We start from the raw sequence: 24,671 nt of genomic DNA, 5'->3' as shown, positions 1-24,671 counted from the left end.
CTAACGACTGACCAACCACCCCCCTTTCTGCCGCTTGGTGAGAGACTGCAATTCGTCCGCGGCGCGGGAGGTGCTGATACGGCGCGACACCATATCGCGATAGATACGATCCGCCTTGCGTCTGCGGCGAACAGCATCGCCGACATCAAGAAACTGCTCGGTCCAGGTCACGAGGGTGCGCCACAGGTCTGTCGGTTGCGTGGTGGCCAGCTCTGCTCCTGCGGACCGACTGCCGGTTTCGAGGTTGGCCGCGATCAATCGCAGTTCTGCCTGAAAGCTCTCGCTTTGCGCCACGGACAGTTGGCGTGCCTGCACCAGCAGATTCTGCATGTACTCCCTCGATAGCAGCCCGAACTCCTGGAAATTGGCCAAAAATTGCAGAGCCTGGGAGGCTTCGCGGCGGTTGCCGTTGAGGATCATCTGGCCGGCAGCATGGATCTTGTCCCATGCCTGCCACCGGTAAACCCAATCAAGGCCCGGCCCCTTGATGTTCTGCATACCCAATATGCGGCTAGTGAAGCCAGGAGGCGTCTGCTCGCAAATCAGGTTTATCAGTTGCTCTCCGGTTACAAAGGGCGAGTGGACTATCTCGATACGAGCCATGAACCATTTCTCCAAAAGGTCCCTGGCCTGATCGTTAATTGCCTCGGACGGCTCAAGCCCGCCAGTCAGTTTCCGGTCAAGCTCACTGAACTCGCGCCACTCCTGGTAGCAGGCCTGGTGGCGGGCCAGGACGGTCTGGATATGCTGGCCGAGTGGCTCTTTTTCGGTCTCGGAGTCGATTGCGTCGCTGCCGGGATGACCATGTGGCTGCACCAGCGCTTGCAGATAGTCGCCGGGGTCGGCCAGGTTATCAGCCAGACTCTGCGTGTCGTAGTCGATGCCCAAGCCTTGAAGCATGGCCGCGACCTTGTCCAGAACCGCTTTCTCGGTCATGCACACGCGCATCTGGCGCGCCAGACGGCACCACTCCACTGACGGATCGGGGTTGGTCTGGGAGCGTGGCCACAGGGTGGTTTCGGTTCGGCGTAACTGCCAGGACTCCTCGATATAGCCCATCAGACCCTCGAGGTTGGTGCCGATGAGGAAATGTCGATCGGCATTGATGTCGTTGACCAGAATATCGGCGAATACCCGCGATCGGGCGACACGATCGGCCCGGTTATTGATCACCGTCGAAATCCAGACACCGGGCTCTGCCTGCGCATCCTGCTGGTCAAAACCGAGACGATGCCAATTGCCCAGCGCGCCGAGGCGCTCATTGGCAGACATGCCGTTGGTGAACTGCAACCAACGACCGCGAACGTGGGCCTTCGGAAAGACCTTGAGCACCCCCAGATCCAGAACCACATGGTCAGCCATCGCCTTGAGCGCGAACAGATGGGGAATGTCGAATTCATCCGCCATGCGCAGTACCAACGCAATATTGGTCGGGTGTTCCTCGTACGGGAAGCGTGCCAGCGTATCGGACGGCAAGAGTTCAGGCTCAATCCAGCTGACACTGTGGCACTCGGTTCCAAGCTTGCGCGAAGCCTCCTTGAGGATCGGCAACATTTCCGCTTCGCTGGTAATCAGCGTGGCGTTTTTCGGAATGAACTCCGTCATAACCATCGGGATATTAATGCCTGCCGGCCCCTGAATATCCTCGTGGTCTGGGTAGGTGTTGGTGATCGTGGAAATATCATCGCGCATCCACTGCTTTTGCAGAATGCGTACATAGGAGGGCGTGAGCCCCATGCACTCCCAGAGAAAGACGTCGGCATCCAGCTTTCTGGACAGCTTCACCAGATTGGCCTGCTCCCAGATCGTCGCCTTGTCATAGGGTCTGAACAGGAACATCTCCTGCAGATTCTGGTGGCTGTAGCCATGCAGGAACATTGCCTCGCAACCGGTCGTCTTGGAGATCACGTGAAAGCCCAGGCTATTGAAAAGAGCCGCCTTGAGGCGTTCGGTGCCTGACTTGCCTCGCGTGCCCCAGCCGCCGATCACCAGCGGCAGTTGATTGCGCGCCCGCCGGGTAGTGAGATTGACATACACATGGCGACCGACGAACAGAAGCAACATGCCGCCCAGAAAAAAGCCCAGTTGACGCAGTGTGTTCTGGTACACCGATACGAAATAATCCGTGTACTCCTCCCACCAGTCAAGCAGAAACGGGGGAACCGCCAGGGCGGGAAAGAAGCGCTGCACCGCAGGATCTGCGCGCAGAGGTTGGGCGTCGGGGTCGGTATGGGTACGAAATACGACCTCAAAGCCCAGTGCCTGCAGCGCTACCATGTAGCTGTTCGGTGCTCCGCCGCTTTCCGGAACCCAATTGCGCAAACGCGCATAATAAGCGAAGCGAAACGTCAGTTTCAGGCGCGCGCGCAGGCGAGCGACAAGGCCCTTGGGAGGCGTCACCGCTGTCACGCCCTCGCTTGAATAGATTTTCATCGGACGGGTAGGCCAGCTTTGGTCGAGGCTGGATATCATCTGGTCGACCAACGGCAGGTAAGGTCGCCATCCGTCCTCGTCGCTCATATGCAACGGCTCGCCCGGCACCTTGGTCGGACTAAGCTCTGACATCCGCGCTGAAGGGACCTGCAAAAGCCCGTAATAGAGACGTCCAACCGTGTGATGTCCGGCCTGACGCTTGTCCGGCGCAGCGTTGGTAAATTCGTGCCATGCCCGCCACAAGCGAAAGCCAAACCGCTCCCAACGGCGAAACGTCAGTTTGCCCGCGGTGCGGCTGGCATCCAGGCCGAAGTCATCCTGGCTGAGCTCACTGAGCACGCGGCCCAGACGATCGTCTCCCAATCCGGGCGGAATATCGAACCGTTGACGACTGCCCGCCGGCGCTTGTCTGATCCTCGCTCGGAGCAGCTGATGCAGATTGCGCGCCTCTGGATCGGCCATGCACCAGAGTGTCTCGCGCGCCTGAGCAGCCCAGCGTCGGACCCGCAGGTCCTGCGCCTCGGTGTGCATTGCGCTGAGGATAGCGAAGCCGGATGCCGACCACTGGGCGAACAAATCGTCCTTCCCCTGCTCCAGCAAGACTGCGGCAATGGCTGGAATAATGTGACAATAGAGACGCAGAGTGACCGGCTGGCTTTCCTCCCGCGCTCCGCGCTCGGCAAGCTCGCCACTCAAACGAGCATAGGATGCGTCGCTCTCGACCAGGCTGATCAATGCCTTGATGGCATAACCGCGCACTTCCCGTGCGCTGTCTTCGCACACCAATCTCGCCAGGTAGGTTTCGAGCGAGACAGGGCGCAGCCGGACCAGCAGGTCAACCAACGACTGACGCACTGTCGGACTAGGGTCATGCAGCAGATGCCCCAGCAGCAGCTCCAGCCGCTGATCATCGGCGTGATCTGCAAGTACCTGGACAGCATGCTGGCGCACAAAGAAGTCATCACCCTCCTTCACCTGGGTAAGGCGCTGCTCGATAATATCCACTACCGCCGCGTATCCCAGCACACTAAGGAGCGACAACGCTTCGGTTTGCAGCCATATCGGCTGACGGTAGTCCATGGCTAGCCGGTAACTGTAAGTCAAGGTGCTTTCGCGCAGGTAATGTTCACGACCCTCCCGCGGCAAGGCGCGCGCGATACGAGCCAGGCTGTGAAAAGCGGCAAGCCGCACGCGCAAGTCACCCTGGTAGGCAAAAAGTTCACCAATCGGCGTCTCGATATCCAGTTGCTGCCAGCGCTGAATCGCCTGCTCCGGTGTCACCACCTGGACGCTCATATAGCCTGCACCCAAGGCTCCCAGACGCTCCAGGCTGAAACTCATGTGCCGCTCGCAATCGGCGAACTGTTTCTGGTAACGCTCGCTCACCGCATCCGGGCCAAACCAGCGTTTGAAGGCTCGGCGGTCGCCTGCCAACTGGGCGCGTCCGGCACCCAGCTTGCGGGCGTAGTCGAGTACATGCCCGCGAATTTCCTGCTCTGATCCTGCGCCGGCCAATCGGGCCGTGAACTCCTGGTGATTGGCATGCAGGCTGGCCATCTCCCGGCGCTGGGCGGCAATCCAGTCCAGCAGGGTATGCAGCAGCACCCGACGAAGCGCATCCGGATCATTCTTCGGTGGCTGCCGTGCGCTGTTATGCAGGAAATCGAGGATAGCTGCAACCTGCCGCCGGCTGACACGCTGCCATTGCACCGAAAGCCCCTCGGTCAGCAGGGTTTCGGGGGTAAGGGTCGTGTTGCGTTTCATGGATAGATCGGCTCCAGGCTATTGCTTTCGACATGGTCTCTTTGCTGAGCACGGCGCAGGGGGAGAAAATCCAGTTCGTCGGGTCGCCGCGCCGGACTCATGCGACCGGCATTGGCCTCGTAACCAATTCTAAGCGCCCAGCCGAAGTCGCCCCGGTCGATGTCATAGAGGGTCTCGGCACTCAATGTCAGGGCGTTGGCTCCCGCGTCCCAGCGCAGGAGATCGCCGCGGATGAACAGTTGCTCGCGATCAAGCCTGCTACTGCGGTCATCGTCCTGGAAATAGCTGCGCCAGCGCAGGCCTGCCTCCCCCGCCACCGGTCCGAACAGTTGTTGTACCGCGGTGGTCACCTGCAGATAGTCGGGGTCGAAGGGATTCAGCGACTCATTACTGACCAGCGCGCCGTCAACATAGACTTTCTGATCCCAGTTAGGCGTCCAGGTCAAACGATCTGACAGTAACAGGCTGCGCAGGTGATCACGCTTGTAGGGCGAAAACACGTCGGGATCCAGTGCTGGCAAGGCTTGCGAGGGCACAGAGTCCAGGCTCAGCCAGCGCTGGTTCAGGCTGATGCCCGGCTTGTGCCTGAGCCGGGGCGACAGCTGATATGTGCGTTCCAGGCTGCCTCTGAATCGGGCTGCCCAGTGGTCGTCGCCGTCCAGTTCGCTGATTTCACCGGGCTGCAGATACGCCTCGGCGAACAGGCCGACTTGCCAGCGGCCGTCAGCCGGATAGAAGTCCAGCCATTGCCTTGCGCCCAGAACGTCCTCGCCGCTATCAAACCGGCGCACGAGCAGGTCACTGCGGCTAAAAAAGCGGCTGTCCTGTAACCGAAAACGGTAGCTGAAACCGGCCTCGACGATACCGCCACCCTGGGATGGCAGTACGTCTTCCTCGCTCCCGGCCGCACGCTCCGTAAAGCCCAGATACGCCCCCCAGCTATCCAGACCGCTGCCCGGCCGGTGACGATCCTGTGCGCTCCAGGCCACCGGTTCAGGAGTCGGCGTCAGGGGCTTGCTCGCCCGAGGGGCTTCCCTGGCGGGTGCCGCAAGGTCCGCCTTTATCGCGCGCGGTTCGAGCAACTGCGCATCGGGCACTTCACGCAGGGCATACAGCCGATAGTACCGATCCTGATTGACACCGCCTTTGAGCGTGATGATCTGCCAGCCTGACCCGACATAACGATAGGATGTCGTTCCTTTGCCCGGCGTCCACTCGTCGACCCGCACCCAAGCAGGCCCCTTGACGTAGAAGTTGGCCGGCTGCTCCGGCGCAGCAATATGGTAAGTGCGCGTCTCCTCTTCCAGTAATGGTTCGCTGCTCCCAGTCCGATCAACCCGGGCAGTCACATACTGTTGCTGCCTGGGCTCGCTCAGGGCCAACGTCAGGACATGTTCGCCCGGGTCAAGGTGGATGCGCTCCACCGTCTCCCCCTCCGCCAGATTTACACGCCGGGGCTCGCGATCGTCTACCTGAATGATCACCTCGATTGGCAGTCGTTTCTCATGGGGCAAGGCGTGTTGCTCAAGACGAACGTCGATGGCTAGAGGTGCGGGCGTGAAGAGCTCCACACCTTCGATGCTGCGCCCGCTCAACAACAGGCGAGATGCCGATAGCGTTGGCAACAGCGCCTCGCGCACCCGTCTGAAGGGTGAATGCATCTGGCTGTGCAAGGGCAATTGGCGTACCCCGACGCTCTCGAAGCTAGTGCTGATGTATTCCCAGTCCTGCTTTTCAAGCAGCCTGTCGGCCATTTGGCGCAGGGCTGTCGCATCGCCGTGGGCGTCGGCCAGTCGCGCTACCCGGGCACCCACCTGCGACATCAGCAGGGGCTTCTGCTCAAGCTGCCAGAGCAGTGCCGCAGCCAGATCGTAGGCGGCCCGGGGCGTTTGCGGCACATCCGCTTCGGCAATCACGCTCTCAAGATCAACGGCATAGCTGCCCACGGGCCAGGCATCTGGCGCTGGCGACTCAACCGGGAACTGCAGCGGACCGAGGAGGCTATGGAGGGCTCGCACGGGCAGCGAAACAAGATCATGGGTGTGCAGCCGAGGGCCAGACTCCGGCGCCAGCGGCTCGACTTTTCCATCACGCACGCTCAGAAAACGGGGCGTCGAAGGGAGGTTCTGCAGAACCAGTGGCACAAGGGGGCGAGATTGGCCGGGAGCGATCTGGCGCACCATCGGCGTCGGGACAGCGCGATACGCCGCCCTGCCGTGCTGCCCCAGAAGCAGATCCTTCAGCGCCAGCGGTGTCACCGGCGGTAGCACTGGCCAGGCGTGGTCAGGTTGCCATTGCCATACCTGGACCAGATAGTCGTCTTCCTTGGGGCGCAGCCGCACAAGATGCAGGCCCGGCGGCACGTTCAGTAATATGTCATCACCGGCGGCGACACCGGCCTGCTGATCGACCCTGCTGAGATAAAGGCTCTTTGCCCGACTGAGAATCGGCGCATGGCGCTTTGACGTTTCGCCCTCAACGTCAGCCAGTTCCGCCACGAGCCAGTCGACTGCGCCCGCCTGCGGTGCATCCGGTGCCAATCGGCGAAGCCGGACGCGCAGCACAGCCGGCCCTACCACTTCCAGCTCCACCGGCATATCAGGTGTGGCATGGGGAGCAGCAAACGGCTTGCGAGTCACTTCACTGAACAGGGTCGAAAAGCCCGTGCTGGCTTCAATACGATCATCGGCAGAGACCCAGTCGAATGTCTGCTCCGGCGCCACCGACCAGGCCAGCCAACGCTCGATACCGTCCAATCGGCGGATGCGATCCGGGCTGGCTAACTGCCGCGCGATATCCGCGGCTTTCTGCAGGTGGGTTATACGTGCCTGGCCGCGCTCCCCCGCCGCGCGCCAGTGCTCGAGGGCCTGCGCCGTTGCGCCCCGGCGTACCGCCAGATCGCCCTTTTCAAGCGTATCCGCTGATGCGCTGCCGGCCGAGTGCAGCCAACCTGCTGCTTGCGCCGCCTCTGCCAGCCAGTCTGGCCTGCCCTGCTCTCCGGCAAGCAGCAATCCGAGCTGGCTCGCCCACAGAGCGTCGCCGGCGCGGTGTAATGCCCGCGCCAGGGGCTCGATCAGCCTGTCGTCACCCTCGCGCAGGAAGCGCGCGGCCAGCAGACTAATCTGACTTTCCCAGCGCTGGGTATCTGCGTAGTCGGCCAGGAGCTCCCCGGTGGCCAGCTCTCTGACATTGCGGTCTGTGGCGAACACGGCAGCGGCCTGGCGTTGACGCCCCGCCAGATAGTGCTCGCCCAAGGCCACAAGCGCCTTTTGCGAGAGCCGGTAGGCTTGTGGATCCTGTCCATAGCCGGAGCTGCCCAGTGTCTCCAGCACCGCCACCCAGTCCGCTTGTTCGGCTTGCGTCCTGGCCTTTTGCACGCGCTGGCTCAGCCCCTCGACGGGCATAGCCGGGGGCTCGGGACTGAAATCATCCAGATAAGCCGTCTGGGAAGCGTGAAGATAGCGCAGCAGCGGATACCACTGGTTCTCAAGCGCCTGTTGCGGTGTCGGGCGCGGGGACAGCGGTTGTTCCTCTGAATGCGGCGCGTCTTCGAGTGCCTGATGCAGACGCTCGGTGAGCGTACCCGCCGGCATCTGTTGCAGCAGCGCCTGATACACACTCTCGCCGGCCTCATAGGGCTGACTTGCCCGATACTGCAATGCCAGCGGAACGGGTACCGCGCTGTCGCTCCAGAGGCGCACCTGATCCACGTCTGCGGGCAACGGCAGGGTAATGGTCGCAACGGACCAGTAATGGCCAATCGGTCGCTGGGTGGCGAACTGACCGCTCAGGGTTGGCGGGACCGTCGGCTCCCCCGGCCTCGCGGCCATTGATAGCTGGGCGTCCTCGGGGGAGGTAAATCCGGTTGCGTAGGCCGAATCGGTCAACCGCAGCCGCTGCGGGGGCGTATCGTCGTACTGGATATGCAGTTCGGCTACCGCAGAGGGAGAGAGGCGTGCGGCCGCGATGCGCAGGTGCGAGGGCCCGTAACGGCGCGGCAGCGGATAGGCGACAGGTGTTTGCCCGACCTCGACAAACTGGCCACGACCCAGGCGCTGCAACACGTCATCCCCCAGGTAATAGCGTTCCCCTGCGTCCAGCTCCGGGGTGGTGGTGCTGGCAAACCAGGCGCTATGCAGGGCCATGGGCCGGGTACCGGCGCCGGGCAGGAGCGAACGATAAAAGCGCTGAGTGCGCTCGATATTACTGGCCAGCGCACGCATGACCGGCGGCACGCTGGTACCGGGCAGCTGTGCTTCGGGCGAAGCAGTAACGGGCTGCTCGAGATAATCCAGCGCAATATCAGCTGCCCCTTCGATATGGTTCGACTGACTCAGCGCCTCCACCTCCGCCAGCAGCATGCCTGCGGTTTCTACCGGGTCGGCGGCCAGCTCGCGGGTCAGCTCGACAGTGGTGGGCGCCGGCTCGTTGAAATCCAGAAAATAGTCTTCCTTTGCCTCCTCCACCTGCAGGTACAGGGGCACAGACGCCTTGACTCCGAGACGGTGCTGGCCTGGCGGGATCGTCAGATAATGGCGATCCATGCCGCCGTGCAATGCCACGCCATCCACTGTGTGATAGTGCGTGCTGAGTTGGCTCCGCTGGACGGTAAGCAGCTGCCAGGGCGCATCATCCAGGGTCCAGCCTAGCGCATACGACTGCGCCTGCTCGCTTGCTTGGGCCGGCCGGCTGAGCAGCGCAAGGACGACCGGCCCCTGGATATCTCCCAGGTAGTACGCGTCACTATCGAGCCGATGGGCAGCAAGACGTTCGCCCTGTTCATCAACCAGCTCTACCTCCTCGAGCCGCCCTCCCAGAGCCAGAGGCTGATAACGTTCCGGCGTATCAACAGTATCCATGTCCGCGACCAGAAGGCGGCCGCGTACGGCTGTCTCTGCATCCAGGCGAGCAAGCCGTGGCGAGGCATCCGGCTGAACATAAAACCATTCGTGCTCAGCGTTACCGGGGGTCCAGAGTGCTTCTTCCCAGAGCGCTCCGTCGCGGGAAACCCAGAGCGAGGGCGGTACCATATCGTCTTCCAGCTGCAGGCGAAGATAAGCCTGCGGGGGAAATTCGTAGTTCGCCGTCGCGCCAGCATCCAGTGCCACCCGGCCCTTCCTCCCAAGGGGATCGACGGGCTGCGCCGCCTCCCAGATAAGCTGGGGGGCTTGATCTGCCTGCGCGCGGTCGGCGAGAGGGTCCGCCAGATAGAGATGCGCCTGTCCATCGTCCTGAAAAGTCTGGGCCGGTGCATTCCAGGGCAACAGCACGGACGCCAGAAACAGTACCGCTCGCCTCATTGACTCATGTCCGCCAGGCAGCCCATAAGGGTATTTCTGGCCTCAAGGTCACTGACCAGGCGCATACGCAGATCAGCATCAAGTTCAAGATGGACAAAGCCTTCAAAGCCCCGGCTGCGCAGATCAGAAGCCAGCGTGTTGGTCGTTGCACCCAGCTCGAGGACATCATGCGGGTAGACCAGCGCCGCGATACCCAGCTGTTGCGACAGACAGTCGCCAAGCAGTATCAGACTCCTCGGCGGATAGCGGCTGCCGTCACTGAGAATGGCCTGGGCCTCACGCCCTGCGGCCGTAGTGCGCTTGGCCGCGCTGAAACCATGCAACTGCACGATCCGCCCGTCGGGATAGGTGTCGGCAAACGCCCTGCTCATGGCGTGCAGGTAGCTGTCAGGAATATGAACCGGATCGCTGTCATCAGTCTCATAGCGATGCACGGTATTCCAGGCGGCGGCCACGGCCTGACTTTCCAAAAAGAGCTTCTGGGCGATCAGGCCCGTGCGCAAATCGTGGTACTGGTGGGGCGCCTGAATCATCATCGGCGTGCCCCCGGTGATGCGCGCAGCGAAGAAACCGCGTCCGCGCTGTGCCTCCGGCTGTTCGCTCAAAGCCACCAGGCCCGGCTCCAACACGGCAGAAGCGTCCAGGCCCAGATCGTTGAACCCGGAAGCGGCGTTGTCTTGCGCCTGTGCGAGGCGGTCGCCCGCTTCCAGCCAATGCCGGAAGCTCTCCTCGACCTGCAAAAGCTCACTGGATTCCGCGGTCGCATAGGTTTCACTGCGGGCCAGTTCAAGCATTTCATTCAGGCCCGATGCCTGCCCCGCAGCCAGTGTCACGACGCCCGGGATAACGAGCATGCCTGCGATCATCAGATAGCCTCTGCTCTTTTTCATCATTCCACCTCCTGGTGAAAGCCGCTGGCGCGCTCGTGCATGCCGGGCAAAATCTCGTGGAAAACGATATAACCGTCAGCCCCGTCCAACAGCGAAAACTCCACAGTCAGTCTGCCATTGGGCAAATCACTGCCCAGATCCATCAGGATCGGCTGGCCCTGGGAGACGCGCTCACGTTGCTGACCGAGCACATAGCCAACCCGGACGTCTTCAGCTGGAGGCGCCATTTGATAGCGACGCTCCAGATGCGTCCATTCCTGCGCCGGCCCAGGCTCAAGGGTCTGTGCCCTGATACGGACCCCCACGGTGCTTTCGGTTCCCGCTTCTCCCAGGGAATAGAAACGGGCGCCTACCAGTTGCCCATCGTCGCGCTTCTCGACAGGGTACCTCAATGTGGACTTATCCAGTCGAAACGCCATACGGCGAAGGTAACCTGTATCGTCCGGGTACCGATAGTTCATGAGCCAGAGCGCGTTCGTATCGGCCTGAAGCTCTACTTCATGTTGCCCTGGTTCGATCGTTGGCAAGCGGATGGTACCGCGCCGGCCAATGAGCTCATGACGTACCGTTCGGCCATCAATACGCAGGCTCAGATTGAAGGGTGCCGCAGCATCGCGCAAGTAGACCAGCTGTGGCTGAAGCACCCTGGCAGCGCCGGGCGCGGCAACGCTCACCGTCTGCACCCCCTGCGCGAGCGGCTGAAAATAGGCCGCGAGCCCGCTGGCACGCAACCGCTCTTCGCCACGCTTGGGAATCAGAATGTAGGCTCCGCGCGCCTCCAACTGGGGCTCCAGCGCGTCCCACTGGTAGCGCCCAGCCAGCAACTCGGCATCGCGATCAGGCGGGCGTGACTGGATGTGCAGGACAATACTGCGTTCAGCCTCCTCGGCAGGCTGCAGGATGAACCAGCCCGGCTGGGCTTCGGCATCGCCGCGCCAGGCGTAGTAGTCCTGGGGAACCCGGGTTCGATGGGGCAGGTCGTCGGGCCGCGTATAGGCATTGACCAGTAGCCTTTGCTCACTCGTCAATTCGATCCGGGTCGCCTGCGCCGGGACGCGCAGATAGAAACTCGCCGGTTCGGACAGATCCGCTACGGCCTGGGTATCGGCCACGCGGTCAATCAGCGAAGGTGCGACGCTGGCTTGCAGATCGCCTTCATTCAGCGTCCGGCCATCCGCATCCAGCAACCGGTACCTGACGTGAAGATCGCTATCGGCTGGCAATGGCTCACCCGCGCCATGGGCGCGCAGGTCGATGCGCAGCGAGGTGCCCACGCTATACGCCGCAAGCAGGAAAAAATCCACAGGATGCCCTGGCTGCAGCACCCGGCCACGCAAATAGCGTGACTCTGGGAGGGCACTCTTGTCCGGACTTGCGACGGGCCGGATGTCGAGGATGCCGGGCTGGTTGGGCGTGACCACGACCAGACCCGGCGCCAGCGATTGCACCGTCTGCAGTGGCTCACCTGCCAGCAGCGCTACCTCTTGCCGGGGCAGTTCGAACTGCTCGTCGAAATGCGTCAGGCGAAGCTCAGGCCGGAGATTTTCAACCGGCAGGATGGGACTGAACTGGATCAGATAGTCGCCCGCCGTCTCTATCGGCAGGATGCCTATGCGATCAGGTGCGGCATACAAGCCCGGCGAGCGCGGAATCAAATCCGGATCCATGAAGCTCTCGGCCCCCTGGACGGCGAAAAGAGTGCCCTGGGCGGGCATAGTACCCAGGGGACCCACCGGCTGCCATTGGCGCTTGAGCAAATTCAACCTTTCCTCTTGCGTCAGAAGTTCCGGGGGATAGATCGCACCTTGGGCCAGGCGCACCTTTTTGGCCTGGCTCAGGCGTTCCCAGGCTACCGAGGCCTTGCGCTCGCCCATGCGCTCCTCGTAATAGACCCGCACCGCGACACTTTTCAGCGGTGGTGCGAGGGGCTTCAGGCGCAGCCGAACGTAGGCGGTGCGGGGCAAGGCCTCCAGCTGGATGTTGATCGACTGACCCGCCGCCACAACAACGTCCCTGTCGGTATACAGATTGCGCGGAACGGGCTGGCCGTCTGCAACCAGCGGCTGAGGAATCCGGGTTTCGTGGACATAACTTGCCGCATGCAGTGGCTCCCTGCTGGCGTCCAGCAGTTCATATTCCAGTACATACCGCAAGGGTAGGTCTACCGCGGTTCCCGGGGCAGCAGCCGCGTGGGTCAATATGCGCAGCCGAGCAGCCTGGCTGATCACCGGAAACGTCAGCCAATCATCTTCCGGAAGGAAAAACACGGTAGAAGGACGCGCGGTCAGGCCGAGCTGCTCAATAAGTGCAGGAGCGGGTGGCGGCATCTGAAACAGTCCCCGCAGGGGCTGATAGAAAAACGCTGCAACGGCGACAAGGAACACCAACAGCAGGCAGCGGCCAAGTATTCTCATGCATTGTCCCCCGCCAGCAGCAGATAGACCCGACGACGGACGTAGTCTTCAATCGCGTCTGCCAGCCGATCCGGCGCTGCCCTGATCACCTCTTCACTCAGGGGGTTGAGATTGGCCACAGCGAGAATCGGACCCTGCTCTGACGCACCAGGTCCTGACACCAGCAGAAACGCCTGACGGGACGCCGAGTCGAAAATGCTGACCAACTGATAACCGTCTTTTTGCAACGTGCGCAACGCAACGATGTCTCCGGTCTCGGCGTAATGCCTAAGGACTGACAGCAAAGCGGTGGGAAGCCTCGGGGACAGCCCGCGTTGGGTGACCCACCCCACCAGTGAGCGGTCCAGAGTATCTATATCCAGAGCCTGAAGTTGCAACCGCAGCTGGCGATCATTAGACGGCAATTCAAAGGCGCGCCGCGCTGAGGGTGCAATCCAGGCGATGGCAAAGTCGGCGTTGCGCGCGGCGGCCAGATAACGAGTCTGAGCGTTGATCCCGACCTCATAGCCAGCGGTCTCTGGGTTGCCCACCACCTCCTCGGGATCAAGCCCCATGGTTCTGAGGGTGTCACGCAACCTCTCGCGCAATGGAAGAGCCTCACCCTCAGGACGCAGACCATCCTCGAACGCCAACAGGCTTGGCGCCCGGCTAGTGCTCTGATCGCCCATGCCACGCACCTGGGTAACCAACATGGGTTTTCCCTCGGCTTCGCGCACAAGCACCTGATGCACAAGATTGAACAAACTCAGTTCGTTGCGCGCGTCCAGTACATCGGAGCCGCCAGCGGGGTCGCGAAAGGGGTGGCTACCAGCCACCATCAGGGCACGGGCGTCCAGTGTCTGGAACAGCGCGACACCGGCTTCCAGCGTATTGCTTTCATAGCGCGGACGGGGTACCTGAACGACATGGGAAGGTGTTGCTCCGGCACCAAGCACAAAGGTGCTCCAGGGCTGAAAAGGTAATGTTTCCAGGGTTTTTTCAAGAATCAAATAGTCCTGGGCCCGAGCGTGATCGTCAAAACGGATAATGCGATAACCCACGCCCTGCGACAGGTCATTGAGATAGCGCAATTCATTCATTTGCTCTTCGGTCCAGGTGGCCAGCGGTCCGCTCGCAGCAAGCTGGAGCAGCGGACTCAGCACCTCAAGGTCGAAGAACAGCAGCTCGTCCAGTCGTGGCGCGCGAAAATCCAGCCCGCCTGCCTCACGTATCAACGCCGTTCTTTCCAGCAAGTAATCCTCCAGCGCGCCAGCACGCTGCACCAGCGGTGATGACGAGGCCTGCGGGCTGAGGCTGCGCGCCAATAGCGGGCGAAGATCGTCCGGGTTCAGATACAGCTCGGCAAAGCCGCTGCGCGTACGCTCTCGCTGTACATTGGGGATTGCGGGGGCGTCCCAGCGCAGCGCAGGCTCACTCAACAGGCGTTCGAGCGACTGCAATCGCAGATCCTCCGGCAACTGCTGCTTGACCAGCAACTGACTTGGCATGGACAGGTCACCCGGCACATCGGCGGCCCTGCCGCCGAGTAGGTCGCGCGCTGCCGCACGCGTCAGCAAACGCACCTGAAGCACATTGCGGGGACCGAATGTCTGATGGAACTGGTGGAAGAAGCTGCCCGGATTGCGCGTCACATCAAGGGCTGCGGCCGTACTGGTGCGTATTCTCACACTGCTCACTGCAAGCGCTCCGGCCCGCTGGTCACGAAACAGTGCCAGACCCGCTTCGGTAACGCCCCGCTCGTCAATCGCCGACGGTATCTCGATAACCAGATCACTTTCTGGCCGGGTATCGATCGCAAAGACGCCCCAGCCCCGTGAAGGTCCGGTCTCACTCAGCACGAGATACCGATCCTCTACCCGCTCAATGCCATAGTCGAGCGCCCCGAGCAGCAGCCTGGCCTGCTCAAGCTCTTGCGGCTCGCCTGCATCACGGTAACGCTTGAGCGCCAGCAATGCGTCCTGAAAAGTGGCGAGCTCGGTGCCGCTGGGCTGCGGCAGATTCTCCAATCCGATCACACCGTAATCGATTACCCGCTGACGCAAAAGCACATCACCCAGCGTTTCCGCACTGTCCGCTGGCGCCACGAATGCCTGCGCGTCTGGAGGATCCTCGATCAACCTGGCGGGAATGAAACTCAGCGCAAAACCGATAAAGCTCGCCAATACCACCGCAACCAGCGAGGTTTGCAATGTGGCGCGGGTCACTCGGATGCCAATATCCTTGTCGTGTATCTTGAGCGCCAGAAGGGTCGAAATCAGATAGCCGAAGGCGAAGAAATCGGTGACCTTGGTCCATGGCGCAAAGACTTCGAAACCATAGCCAAGCAGTAACTTGTAGACAAAACCAACCGTGAAGAAAAAGAACAGCTTTCGCGCACCAGACAGGTTGACGTTGCTGAAAAACCGCAGTTTGAGCAACAAATGCACTGCGACCAGAATCACGCCCACCTCGGCAAAGGTAACCAGTAGCTTGGTGGGCTGGTACCACTGCAGCGCCAACAGCGAGGGCACCAGAATGCCGTTGAATTCCCACGCGTAGTGCAGGTTCATACGGGACGCGATGAACGCTGTGGTCAGCAGGATGATATACGCCTTGGGGCTGGCGAGAATCGAACTCGCAACGTCCTCATACAGATAGTTGAGGTTACTGACCGAGAAGTTGGTCAATTCCATCAGACCAAATCGAACCAGCACAAAGGTAATGGCAAGTGTTGCCAGTAGCCAGAAGCAGCCACGCGCCAGGCCCGGCTTCCAGAAATTATTGGCGATCAGCGCCACAATGATCAGACCGAAACTGTGCAGATTATTGGCGTAGTCGAATTCCAGACCGAAACTAGCATTCATCCAGACGCCAATGTCCGGTAGCCAATAGGCGTCGAAAATCACCCGGACAACAATACTGGTGAGCACCAGAGCGAAGAAGCGATCACGTCCGAAGAAATCGGCCAGCCCCAGATACCGCCCGCCCAGGGTAGAAACGGCGTAGACCAGCATATAGGTTACGATGCCCTCACCAATGATGACCGCCACACTCCAGGGCTTGATCAGCAACAGCGGCACCAGGTAACCCGGCACGACCAGGCCAGCCAGACTCCAGCCAAAGCGCAGATTGAAGAACGCGACCACCGCCACGCCTACCCAGACGGTGGTAATCACCGAGCTGGCGAGACTGCCCTCGGGAAAGATATTCAAAGGCAGCAGATCCCAGGTCATTGCATCAGCAGCTCTTGAACCAGAGCATTGAGAGACTGGATATCGATAGGTTTGTGGGCCACCGCGTCAGCACCCAAGGCCTTCAGATGCTCCTCAACGCCGGGTCGCACCTTCCCGGTTAGCATGAGGATAGGTTGCTCAAACTTCTGCTCATTTCTCAGCCAGCGCAGCAGATAGTCGCCATCCAGTTCTGGCATCTGCAGATCAAGAATGAACAAATCCGGCACTGAGGACCGAGCCAGCTCAGCCATGGCATCCCGGACATTTGAGGCGCAACTGACTTCAAATCCGGCGCGGCGCAACACGAAGCCGAGAAGCTCGGCTACATCCTCATCATCGTCTACGAGCATGATGTGTTTACGGTTGGTTTGTAAGTTCATCATCTAGGGAAAATACCGGTAAGCGTAAATTGAAGCGGATCCCCTGGCCGATAGCCGTGCTTGCCTCAAGCTCGCCACCCCAAAGGGTCACCTGGTCTGACGCCTGTCGCAGGCGGTGCATAACCGGAGAGACGGTCCGCCCCGAGCTGTTCATGGCTGCATGCAAACGCTCGGCGGGCATCCCGTAGCCACTGTTCTCGAAGATAAACGTATTCCAGAAGACGCCGTCCTGCTGCCTTTCCTCCAGCCTCAATCGTATTGTGCCACCTGGCCCGACGTCCTCCACGAGTACTGCGACCACTGCATCCAGAGTGTTTTCCATCTGGTTCACGTCCACCTGCACAAACGCCGTGAACGGAGGATGCTCCCGTTCGAAAGCAAGCTCGCGCTCGGCCAGCCGCGTTTTCCAGCGCTTGGCGAGGTCATCGACCAGAACGCCAACGCTGACCGGAAAATCGCTTAGTTGGCTGACGTTCTGTACCGAATCGAGGATGGCCTGGGAGCGCGTCAGCGTGCGCGCAATCTTCAGCAACTTGCGCTCGACGACCAGACTGAATGCCTCTTTGTCAGACGAACCGACATCAGGCTGGCTGCACAGCTGTGCAGCCAGCAAGGCCGCCTCCAACTGGTTACGCAGTTCAGCATTTATCTTGCTGGCAAGCTCCTCCTTGAGCCGCTCTCTACGCACCAGGTGGGTTATATCAATCAATTCCAGCAGAAAGCCCTGGATCTGGAACGGCGCAGCGGTCTGACCCACGGCTTCACTGTCGATGCTCTTGATAGGACGTACATTGAGCGAAAAGGCATCCTCCACGCCAGGCAAATGGGCGGCGAAGGTAAGACTCTCGTCCGTCAACACCATATGCTGCAGGTGCTCCCTGGCCACTGAAATCGACATGCCACCGAGGATCGAAATGGCATCTGCTGCGGTCATCGTGAAGACCGAAAGACCCGACCGCCGGATCAGTTCCTCCATCTTGCGATTGACCTGCATCACCTGGCCAAAGAGATCGTAAAGGATGGTACTGGTGTGCAGGGAGTTGAACACATTCTCCAGCAGCCCAAGACGTCGCTCGAAAAGTTGTGACACCTCGCTCAGGGACTTGTATTCCGATTCGATCGAATCGAGCTGCATAAGACGCCGCCACTGGCTCGCCTCATTGCGCTGACGAGCCTGCCAGAGTTGCCGTTGATAGAGGAGTTCGCCAATCTGATCACTGAAATTACCCAGCAGCGACAGAAACAAAGGATTGGTGTCCAAAGTCTCTTTTGCCACTTCACCGCTCATGAAACCCAACAATTGACCACTGAACTCCAGTGGCACCATGAACTGACGGCTACCCGGTGCGGGGTTTTTCAAATAGGTCTTTGACAGAATAATCGGCCCGCCCTCTTCCAGGGCGGTGGAATACGGCGTGCGCTCGAAATCGCGGCGACGCTCGTCGATATCCTCGATGGAGCATCGATAAGCCTTTACCTCTCTCAAATGCTTGGCAGAACCGCGTCGCTCCAGCAGGATTGCCCGATCAAGATTCAGAATCTGGGTAGTCAGCAGGATGATCTGTCCCCAGGGGTCCTGGCTGGTATTGAAGTCTGACGGCAGCAGCCGTTCATGCTGGCGGCTGTTACTGGCGCGCAGCAGTTTCTGAACAACGACGGACTCCAGCCGCTGCTCACGCCGTGACAGCAGGTACCAGAGTACTAGATGAAAAGCGATCAGCTCAGCCACTGGCAGCACGGTATCGAAAAAATGCAGGGCCACCCAACCCAGTGCCGACAGAGTGACCACACCACCGATAGCGATCCCGGGGGAATGCCGCACTCCCATGCGGAAATACAGCACTGCCGCGGCTCCGAGCAGCCCCAGCAACAACACAAGAGTCTGCCACCAAGACATGGTCTGCAACGGTTGGCCGCGCAGCAACGTGTCTACAGTGTAGCCTGCATATATCAGCTGGGAGACATCGGCCTCTTCAGACAGAGGCGTTAATAAGGGTGGGTTGCTCGAATCAATACTCCGGCCCACCAGGACCACACGACCGGATACCAGATCCAGGGTAAGGTCACCACGCAGCACCCGCTCGGCCTCGATCGTGGGCAGGTAATTGATACCCGGACGAAAATCGACCAGAAAGGGCTCATCGGCTAAAGGCGCGTTCTGCGCCTGGCTCGCCACTGCTGCTTCCGTGCTGATATAGCGCCCGGCTTCGGTTACACCCTGGGGCTGATGTACACCAAGGCTGCCCAGCGACTGAGCGGGCGGTAGCGTCAGAACCCGGTTATGCTTCGATCGGTCTGTAGCAGACTGCGCCATCACTACATCCTGCGCGTGCAGCCATGTCATCTGTTGGGGAGAAAGGGTGGCAGGCTGATGTACAAACGCGATGCTGGACGGTTCGAATTGCTCAAGCCGTTTGACCAACTCTACCCAGTCGGATTGCTGATATTGCTCGAATTCCGCCTCGACCAGCACCACCTGTGGTGTCGGTCTGAGATTCGGGCTTAGACGGTGGTATTGCCAGTACAACCAGGCTTCTGGAAGCTGAAAAAAGCCGATGAAACTCGCCAGGCTGATGATCCCGATGCAGGACAGGACGATCGCTGGCCCCGCAAGACGCCAGCTATTCAAAACAGCCACAGCCTTGGGAAGAGCCCGGTTGAAACGCTCGGGCATTGCTAAACATCAAGAAATGCAGACATTTCACTCTATGTCATCCGGTCCCATGCCGCAGCGGCTAGGCCTGCGACGAGTTAACTGAATACGCTTTTGATTACTCTCACATTGAAATGTTATTCCCAGTCCCTGGTGCCACCCTCACCCGGCTACGAGAGCCATCCGGCAAACCAAGCTAGATGTATCATGACTAGGACCTGTCCGGAATTTGAGTGCTGTAAAGCGCCATTTTGCCATCCATAAGTTGTTCGACGCTCAAACTCATGACCGCGCGAACCGGTAATCTTAAAAAAAGGGCTGTTCCCCTGGTGGTCTCAGCCCCTTTTTTGCTACTTCAGCGACCCCCTAGAACGGTATGTCATCGTCGAAGCTGTCGTAGTCCGGCGCCGGCTGCTGCGGCGCTGACTGCTGCGGCGCCTGCTGAGCCGGACGCTGATTCGGCTGCTGGGCCGCCGGGCGCTGCTGCTGCGGACGCGGCGCCATGCCCTGCTCACCACCCTGTGGCTTGCCATCAAGCAACTGCATCTGGCCACCGATATCCACCACAATCTCCGTGGTGTAACGCTTCACGCCGTCCTTTTCCCACTCGCGGGTCTGCAGGCGGCCTTCGATGTACATCTTTGAGCCCTTGCGCACGTACTCACCGACAACTTCGGCAATGCGACCGAAAAACACGATACGGTGCCACTCGGTGCGCTCCTGCTGCTGCCCGGTCTGCTTGTCCTTCCAGCTGTCGCTGGTCGCGAGGGTAATATTGGCAACGGCATTGCCGTTTGGCAGGTAACGTACTTCGGGATCGCCCCCCACGTTACCAATCAGAATTACCTTGTTGACGCCTCTGGCCATCTCTCAATCTCCTGTGTGCGGCTTGATGCTGCCTGGCAATACCAGGTCGGGGTGACGAGCGGTTGCTAACGATCTGACGCTACCGCGCGATCGAGCTCTTCACGGTCCAGCACCAGCGTATCGACTTTGATATATGCGGCTGCTTCTTCAGCCACGACTACCGCCTCGGTAACCCCCGGTACGGCAAGAATGCGCCGGAGCAACGCCTCATCCCGGACAAGCTCCTGGGGTAACGGCAGGCGGTAACTGGACACGTGGGCTGGTTGGCGCATCTTAACACCAATCAGCAACCAGGACAGTGCAAGCACCCCGCAGCATGCAAATACCCCACCAAGCCCGTAGGCACCGAAGACCGCACCGCCGAGAACGCCGCCCACGGCCGCGCCGATAAACTGGCTGGTGGAATAAATACCCATCGCGGTGCCCTTGCCGCCCGCCGGTGCGATCTTGCTCAGCAGCGAAGGTAGCGTGGCTTCCAGCAAATTAAAGCCGACGAAGAAGAGCACAATCGCCGATACCAACCATGGCAGCGAATTCACGCTCAGCCAGAGCATTGGCTGTACCAGTGCCAGCAATGCAATCGCGCCGACCACCACGCCTTTGACCTGGCGCTTGCGCTCGGCAAGGATGATAAATGGCACCATCGCAAAGAATGAAATCAGCAGTGCGCAAAAATAGACCCACCAGTGCTCCTCCCGGGGCAGCCCGGCCTGCTCCTGCAGCGCGAGCGGTATCGCAACGAAACTGGCCATGAGAATGGCATGCAGCGTTGCAATGCCGTAATTCAGTCGCAGCAATTCCGGATTACGCAGGCTGGGCCAGAAACTGGCCGCTATCACGCCGGCATCGCGGTGGCGCTCGGCATGCGAGACCGGCGGCACCACCCAGATCACCAATGCGATGCCGACAAGAGCCAGCACCACGGTTGTGTAGAACACCCCCTCGAGCCCGGCGCGCGCGGCAATCAACGGACCAGCCACCATGGCTACAGCAAATGACACACCGATACTCATACCGATCATCGCCATGGCCTTGGTGCGATGTTGCTCTCGGGTCAGGTCTGCGACCATGGCCATCACCGCCGCAGCGATCGCCCCCGCGCCCTGCACAATACGGCCGAGAATAACGCCCTGCATGGTGTCGGCCTGCGCCGCGAGCAAGCCGCCGAGCGCAAACAGGATCAGACCACCGACGATCACCGGTTTACGGCCAATACGATCGGAAAGCATGCCAAAGGGTATCTGCAGGAATGCCTGGGTAAGACCGTAGGCACCGATCGCGACACCAATCAGAAATGGCGTGGCACCGGCAAGATTGCCGCCGTAGGTGGCGAGCACAGGCAGCACCATGAACAGGCCCAGCATGCGGAAAGCGAAAACGGCGGCCAACGAGCCGGCAGCGCGCTGCTCGCTGGATGTCATGCGGTCGGCCTGGTGCATTCGGTTTCCTGTTCGGTCAAAGACGCGGATTCTAGCATGCTTCCCCGGCTACGGCAGCGGCCCGGTCACGTCCGGTAACGGACACTTTCAGTTGCAGAATCAGCCCCGCCCGCCGGCATATCGCCCGCCCGGTTTTTGCCGCCGGCGGGCCTGAACACGTATACTGTTCGGCTTTGCTGGTCGCTGGGGAAATGTACTGTGGATACCATCCTGATTCGTGGGGCGCGCACCCACAACCTGAAGAACATTGACCTTGATCTGCCGCGTGACAAGCTGATAGTTATTACCGGGCTATCCGGCTCGGGCAAATCTTCGCTCGCCTTCGATACGCTCTACGCCGAAGGGCAACGGCGTTACGTGGAATCACTGTCGGCCTACGCCCGGCAGTTCCTCTCGATGATGGAAAAGCCTGACGTCGACCATATCGAGGGGCTTTCTCCAGCGATTTCCATCGAGCAAAAATCAACCTCGCACAATCCGCGCTCGACCGTGGGCACCATCACTGAAATCTACGACTACCTGCGCCTGCTCTTCGCTCGCGTCGGCGAGCCGCGCTGCCCCGACCATGACTTGCCCCTAGCCGCGCAGACGGTCAGCCAGATGGTCGACCAGGTGATTGCCATGCCAGAAGGCAGCAAGCTGATGCTGTTGGCCCCGGTAATGCGTGAGCGCAAGGGCGAACACCTCGCCCTGCTCGACGAGCTCCGCGCCCAGGGCTTCGTACGCGCACGCATCAATGGCCGCGTCCATGACCTGGACGAGGCGCCATCGCTGGAGAAAAACCGCAAGCACACCATCGAAGTGGTGGTCGATCGTTTCAAGGTGCGTGGCGATCTGCAACAACGCCTGGCAGAGTCCTTCGAAACCTGTCTCAACCTGACCGACGGCATTGCCATCATCGCGCCGATGGAAGGCGAAGACAGCCAGGAAGTGACTTTCAGCTCACGCTTTGCCTGCCCCAAATGCGGCCACTCGATCAGCGAGCTCGAGCCGCGCCTGTTTTCCTTCAACAACCCTGCCGGAGCCTGCCCTACCTGTGACGGTCTGGGGGCTAAACAGTTTTTCGACGCAAAGCGGCTGGTCAACAGCGAGCTAACACTGGCCGAAGGTGCGATTCGCGGCTGGGACCGGCGCAACGTCTATTATTTCCAGATGCTAAGCTCCCTGGCGGATCATTATGGCATTTCGCTGGATGAGCCCTTTTCCGACCTGGACGAAAAGCACCAGAAACTGGTTTTGCATGGTACCGGCACCGAGAAGGTATCCTTTCGCTACCTGAATGACCGTGGCGATATTGTCAAACGCGAACACCCCTTCGAGGGCATCGTGCCTAACCTGGAACGCCGTTATCGGGAGACCGAGTCGCAGAGCGTGCGTGAGGAACTGGCCAAATACCTGAGCACGCAGGCCTGTCCCGCCTGTCATGGCGCGCGCCTGCGCCGCGAGGCGCGGCATGTGTTCATCGATGGCCGCAACCTGCCCGGCGTCACCACCCTGCCGGTGGGCGAAGCAGCAGAGTACTTTGGTCAGTTGACGCTGCCCGGCAGCCGCGGCGAGATCGCCGAAAAGATCCTGAAGGAAATACGCGCCCGCTTGCTGTTCCTGGTCAACGTCGGCCTCGACTACCTGTCCCTGGACCGTAGCGCCGACACGCTTTCCGGCGGCGAAGCCCAACGTATCCGCCTGGCCAGCCAGATTGGCGCCGGCCTGGTAGGCGTAATGTACATCCTCGACGAGCCCTCCATCGGCCTGCACCAGCGTGACAACGAACGCCTGCTTTCCACCCTTGTGCACCTGCGTGATATCGGCAATACCGTGATCGTGGTCGAGCATGACGAGGACGCAATACGTCAATCCGACTATGTGGTCGACATCGGCCCCGGCGCCGGCGTCCATGGCGGCCGCATCGTCGCCCAGGGAACGCCCCAGGAGGTTATGGACAACCCTGACTCGCTGACCGGCAAGTATCTTTCAGGTAAGGTCAAGATACCTGTGCCGGCGAAGCGCAATGTACCGAAAAAGGACGGCTGGCTGCAGCTCAAGGGCGCGCGGGGCAACAACCTGCAGAATGTCACGCTGGAAATCCCGACCGGACTGATGACCTGCGTCACCGGGGTTTCCGGCTCGGGCAAGTCGACTCTAATCAACAACACGCTGCACCCGATCACCGCCACCGAGCTCAATGGTGCAACCACCCTGGAGGCTTCTCCCTACGACAGCTTCCACGGCATGCATCACCTGGACAAGGTAGTGGACATCGACCAGAGCCCGATCGGACGCACGCCGCGCTCCAATCCGGCCACCTACACCGGCCTGTTCACCCCTATCCGCGAACTGTTCGCCGGCACCCAGGAAGCCCGTTCGCGCGGGTACAAGGCAGGTCGATTCTCGTTCAACGTCAAGGGCGGACGCTGCGAAGCCTGTCAGGGCGACGGCCTGATCAAGGTAGAGATGCACTTTCTGCCAGACATCTACGTGCCCTGCGACGTGTGCAAGAGCAAGCGCTACAACCGCGAGACCCTGGAGATCAAGTACAAGGGCAAGAACATCCATGAGGTTCTGGAGTTCACCATCGAGGAAGCCCGCGAGTTCTTCGAGGCCGTGCCTGCCCTTGCGCGCAAGCTGCAGACGCTGATTGACGTCGGGCTGTCCTATATCCGCCTCGGCCAGTCGGCAACGACTTTGTCCGGCGGTGAAGCGCAACGGGTCAAGCTCGCCCGCGAGCTGTCCAAACGCGATACCGGCAAGACGCTGTACATCCTCGACGAGCCCACCACCGGTCTCCACTTTGCCGACATCCAACAACTGCTGGATGTGTTGCATCGTCTCCGGGACCACGGCAACACGCTGGTGGTGATCGAACACAACCTGGATGTGATCAAGACTGCTGACTGGATCGTCGATCTGGGTCCCGAGGGCGGCTCACGCGGCGGCAAGATTATTGCGACGGGTACACCGGAGCAGGTGGCTGCAATGGCGCATTCGCATACCGGTAGCTTTCTTGGGCCGCTGCTGAAGCGGGATAGCTAAGGAGCGGGCCAACGACCTGGCCCTACCATCAGAGAGCACATTCTGCGGCTGGGCTGAGACCGCGGACCCTGCGAATGACCGTCGGAGCACAGGCGACCGCCATGGATGGCGGAAAAGCAGAAAATGCAGGAGCAATTTTCTGCCAGTGCGACGACGAGCCCCAAGGACGGGGGGTAGCGGGTCATGTGCAGGGCCCGCGGTCTCGTCCCACGCTATCAGCCGGGCATACATACTCCCGCAGTTAAGCGCTATGCGCCCTCACGGAACATCACGCTAGCAAGCACCACCC

General features: G+C 60.6%; 10 protein-coding genes. 1 reads left to right on the top strand and 9 read right to left on the bottom strand.

Annotated elements, in window-relative coordinates; genetic code table 11:
- The 9 genes from ABYA88_RS09155 to ABYA88_RS09115 all read right to left on the bottom strand — a co-directional run bounded on the left by ABYA88_RS09155 (window position 1) and on the right by ABYA88_RS09115 (window position 21,352).
- Window positions 1–4,197 carry a hypothetical protein gene (locus ABYA88_RS09155; RefSeq protein WP_373186820.1) on the bottom strand — a complete coding sequence of 1,399 codons (4,197 nt, stop codon included), beginning with the start codon at window positions 4,195–4,197 and terminating at the stop codon, window positions 1–3.
- On the bottom strand, window positions 4,194–9,497 hold the full coding sequence (locus ABYA88_RS09150) for a hypothetical protein (protein WP_373186819.1): 5,304 nt from the start codon (window positions 9,495–9,497) through the stop codon (window positions 4,194–4,196). Before ABYA88_RS09150 ends, ABYA88_RS09155 begins: the two co-directional genes overlap by 4 nt.
- Window positions 9,494–10,387: a hypothetical protein gene (locus tag ABYA88_RS09145; RefSeq protein WP_373186818.1), complete on the bottom strand. Its 894-nt coding sequence runs from the start codon at window positions 10,385–10,387 to the stop codon at window positions 9,494–9,496. Before ABYA88_RS09145 ends, ABYA88_RS09150 begins: the two co-directional genes overlap by 4 nt.
- Window positions 10,387–12,801: a hypothetical protein gene (locus ABYA88_RS09140; protein WP_373186817.1), complete on the bottom strand. Its 2,415-nt coding sequence runs from the start codon at window positions 12,799–12,801 to the stop codon at window positions 10,387–10,389. Before ABYA88_RS09140 ends, ABYA88_RS09145 begins: the two co-directional genes overlap by 1 nt.
- On the bottom strand, window positions 12,798–16,013 hold the full coding sequence (locus tag ABYA88_RS09135) for a poly-gamma-glutamate biosynthesis protein PgsC/CapC (protein WP_373186815.1): 3,216 nt from the start codon (window positions 16,011–16,013) through the stop codon (window positions 12,798–12,800). The genes ABYA88_RS09140 and ABYA88_RS09135 overlap by 4 nt, the downstream gene beginning before the upstream one ends.
- A complete protein-coding gene (locus tag ABYA88_RS09130) occupies window positions 16,010–16,393 on the bottom strand; it encodes a response regulator (protein WP_373186814.1) in 384 nt (127 codons plus the stop codon). Before ABYA88_RS09130 ends, ABYA88_RS09135 begins: the two co-directional genes overlap by 4 nt.
- Window positions 16,371–19,067 carry a CHASE2 domain-containing protein gene (locus ABYA88_RS09125; RefSeq protein WP_373186813.1) on the bottom strand — a complete coding sequence of 899 codons (2,697 nt, stop codon included), beginning with the start codon at window positions 19,065–19,067 and terminating at the stop codon, window positions 16,371–16,373. Before ABYA88_RS09125 ends, ABYA88_RS09130 begins: the two co-directional genes overlap by 23 nt.
- Window positions 19,068–19,412: 345 nt before the next feature.
- Window positions 19,413–19,913, bottom strand: a complete 501-nt coding sequence (gene ssb, locus ABYA88_RS09120; protein ID WP_373186811.1) for a single-stranded DNA-binding protein — start codon at window positions 19,911–19,913, stop codon at window positions 19,413–19,415.
- 65 nt (window positions 19,914–19,978) lie between these two features.
- Window positions 19,979–21,352, bottom strand: a complete 1,374-nt coding sequence (locus tag ABYA88_RS09115) for an MFS transporter (protein WP_373186810.1) — start codon at window positions 21,350–21,352, stop codon at window positions 19,979–19,981.
- Between the two features lie 198 nt (window positions 21,353–21,550).
- On the opposite strand from ABYA88_RS09115, the gene uvrA reads away from it, so the two are divergent.
- Window positions 21,551–24,382 (top strand): excinuclease ABC subunit UvrA, encoded by a 2,832-nt coding sequence (uvrA, locus tag ABYA88_RS09110; protein ID WP_373186809.1) that lies wholly within the window; start codon window positions 21,551–21,553, stop codon window positions 24,380–24,382.
- Window positions 24,383–24,671 lie beyond the last annotated feature (289 nt).

Source organism: Halopseudomonas sp., from assembly GCF_041579695.1.
GTDB lineage: Bacteria > Pseudomonadota > Gammaproteobacteria > Pseudomonadales > Pseudomonadaceae > Halopseudomonas.
Note: the sequence above shows the minus strand (reverse complement) of the source record. Positions and strands in the feature narration are given on the sequence as shown.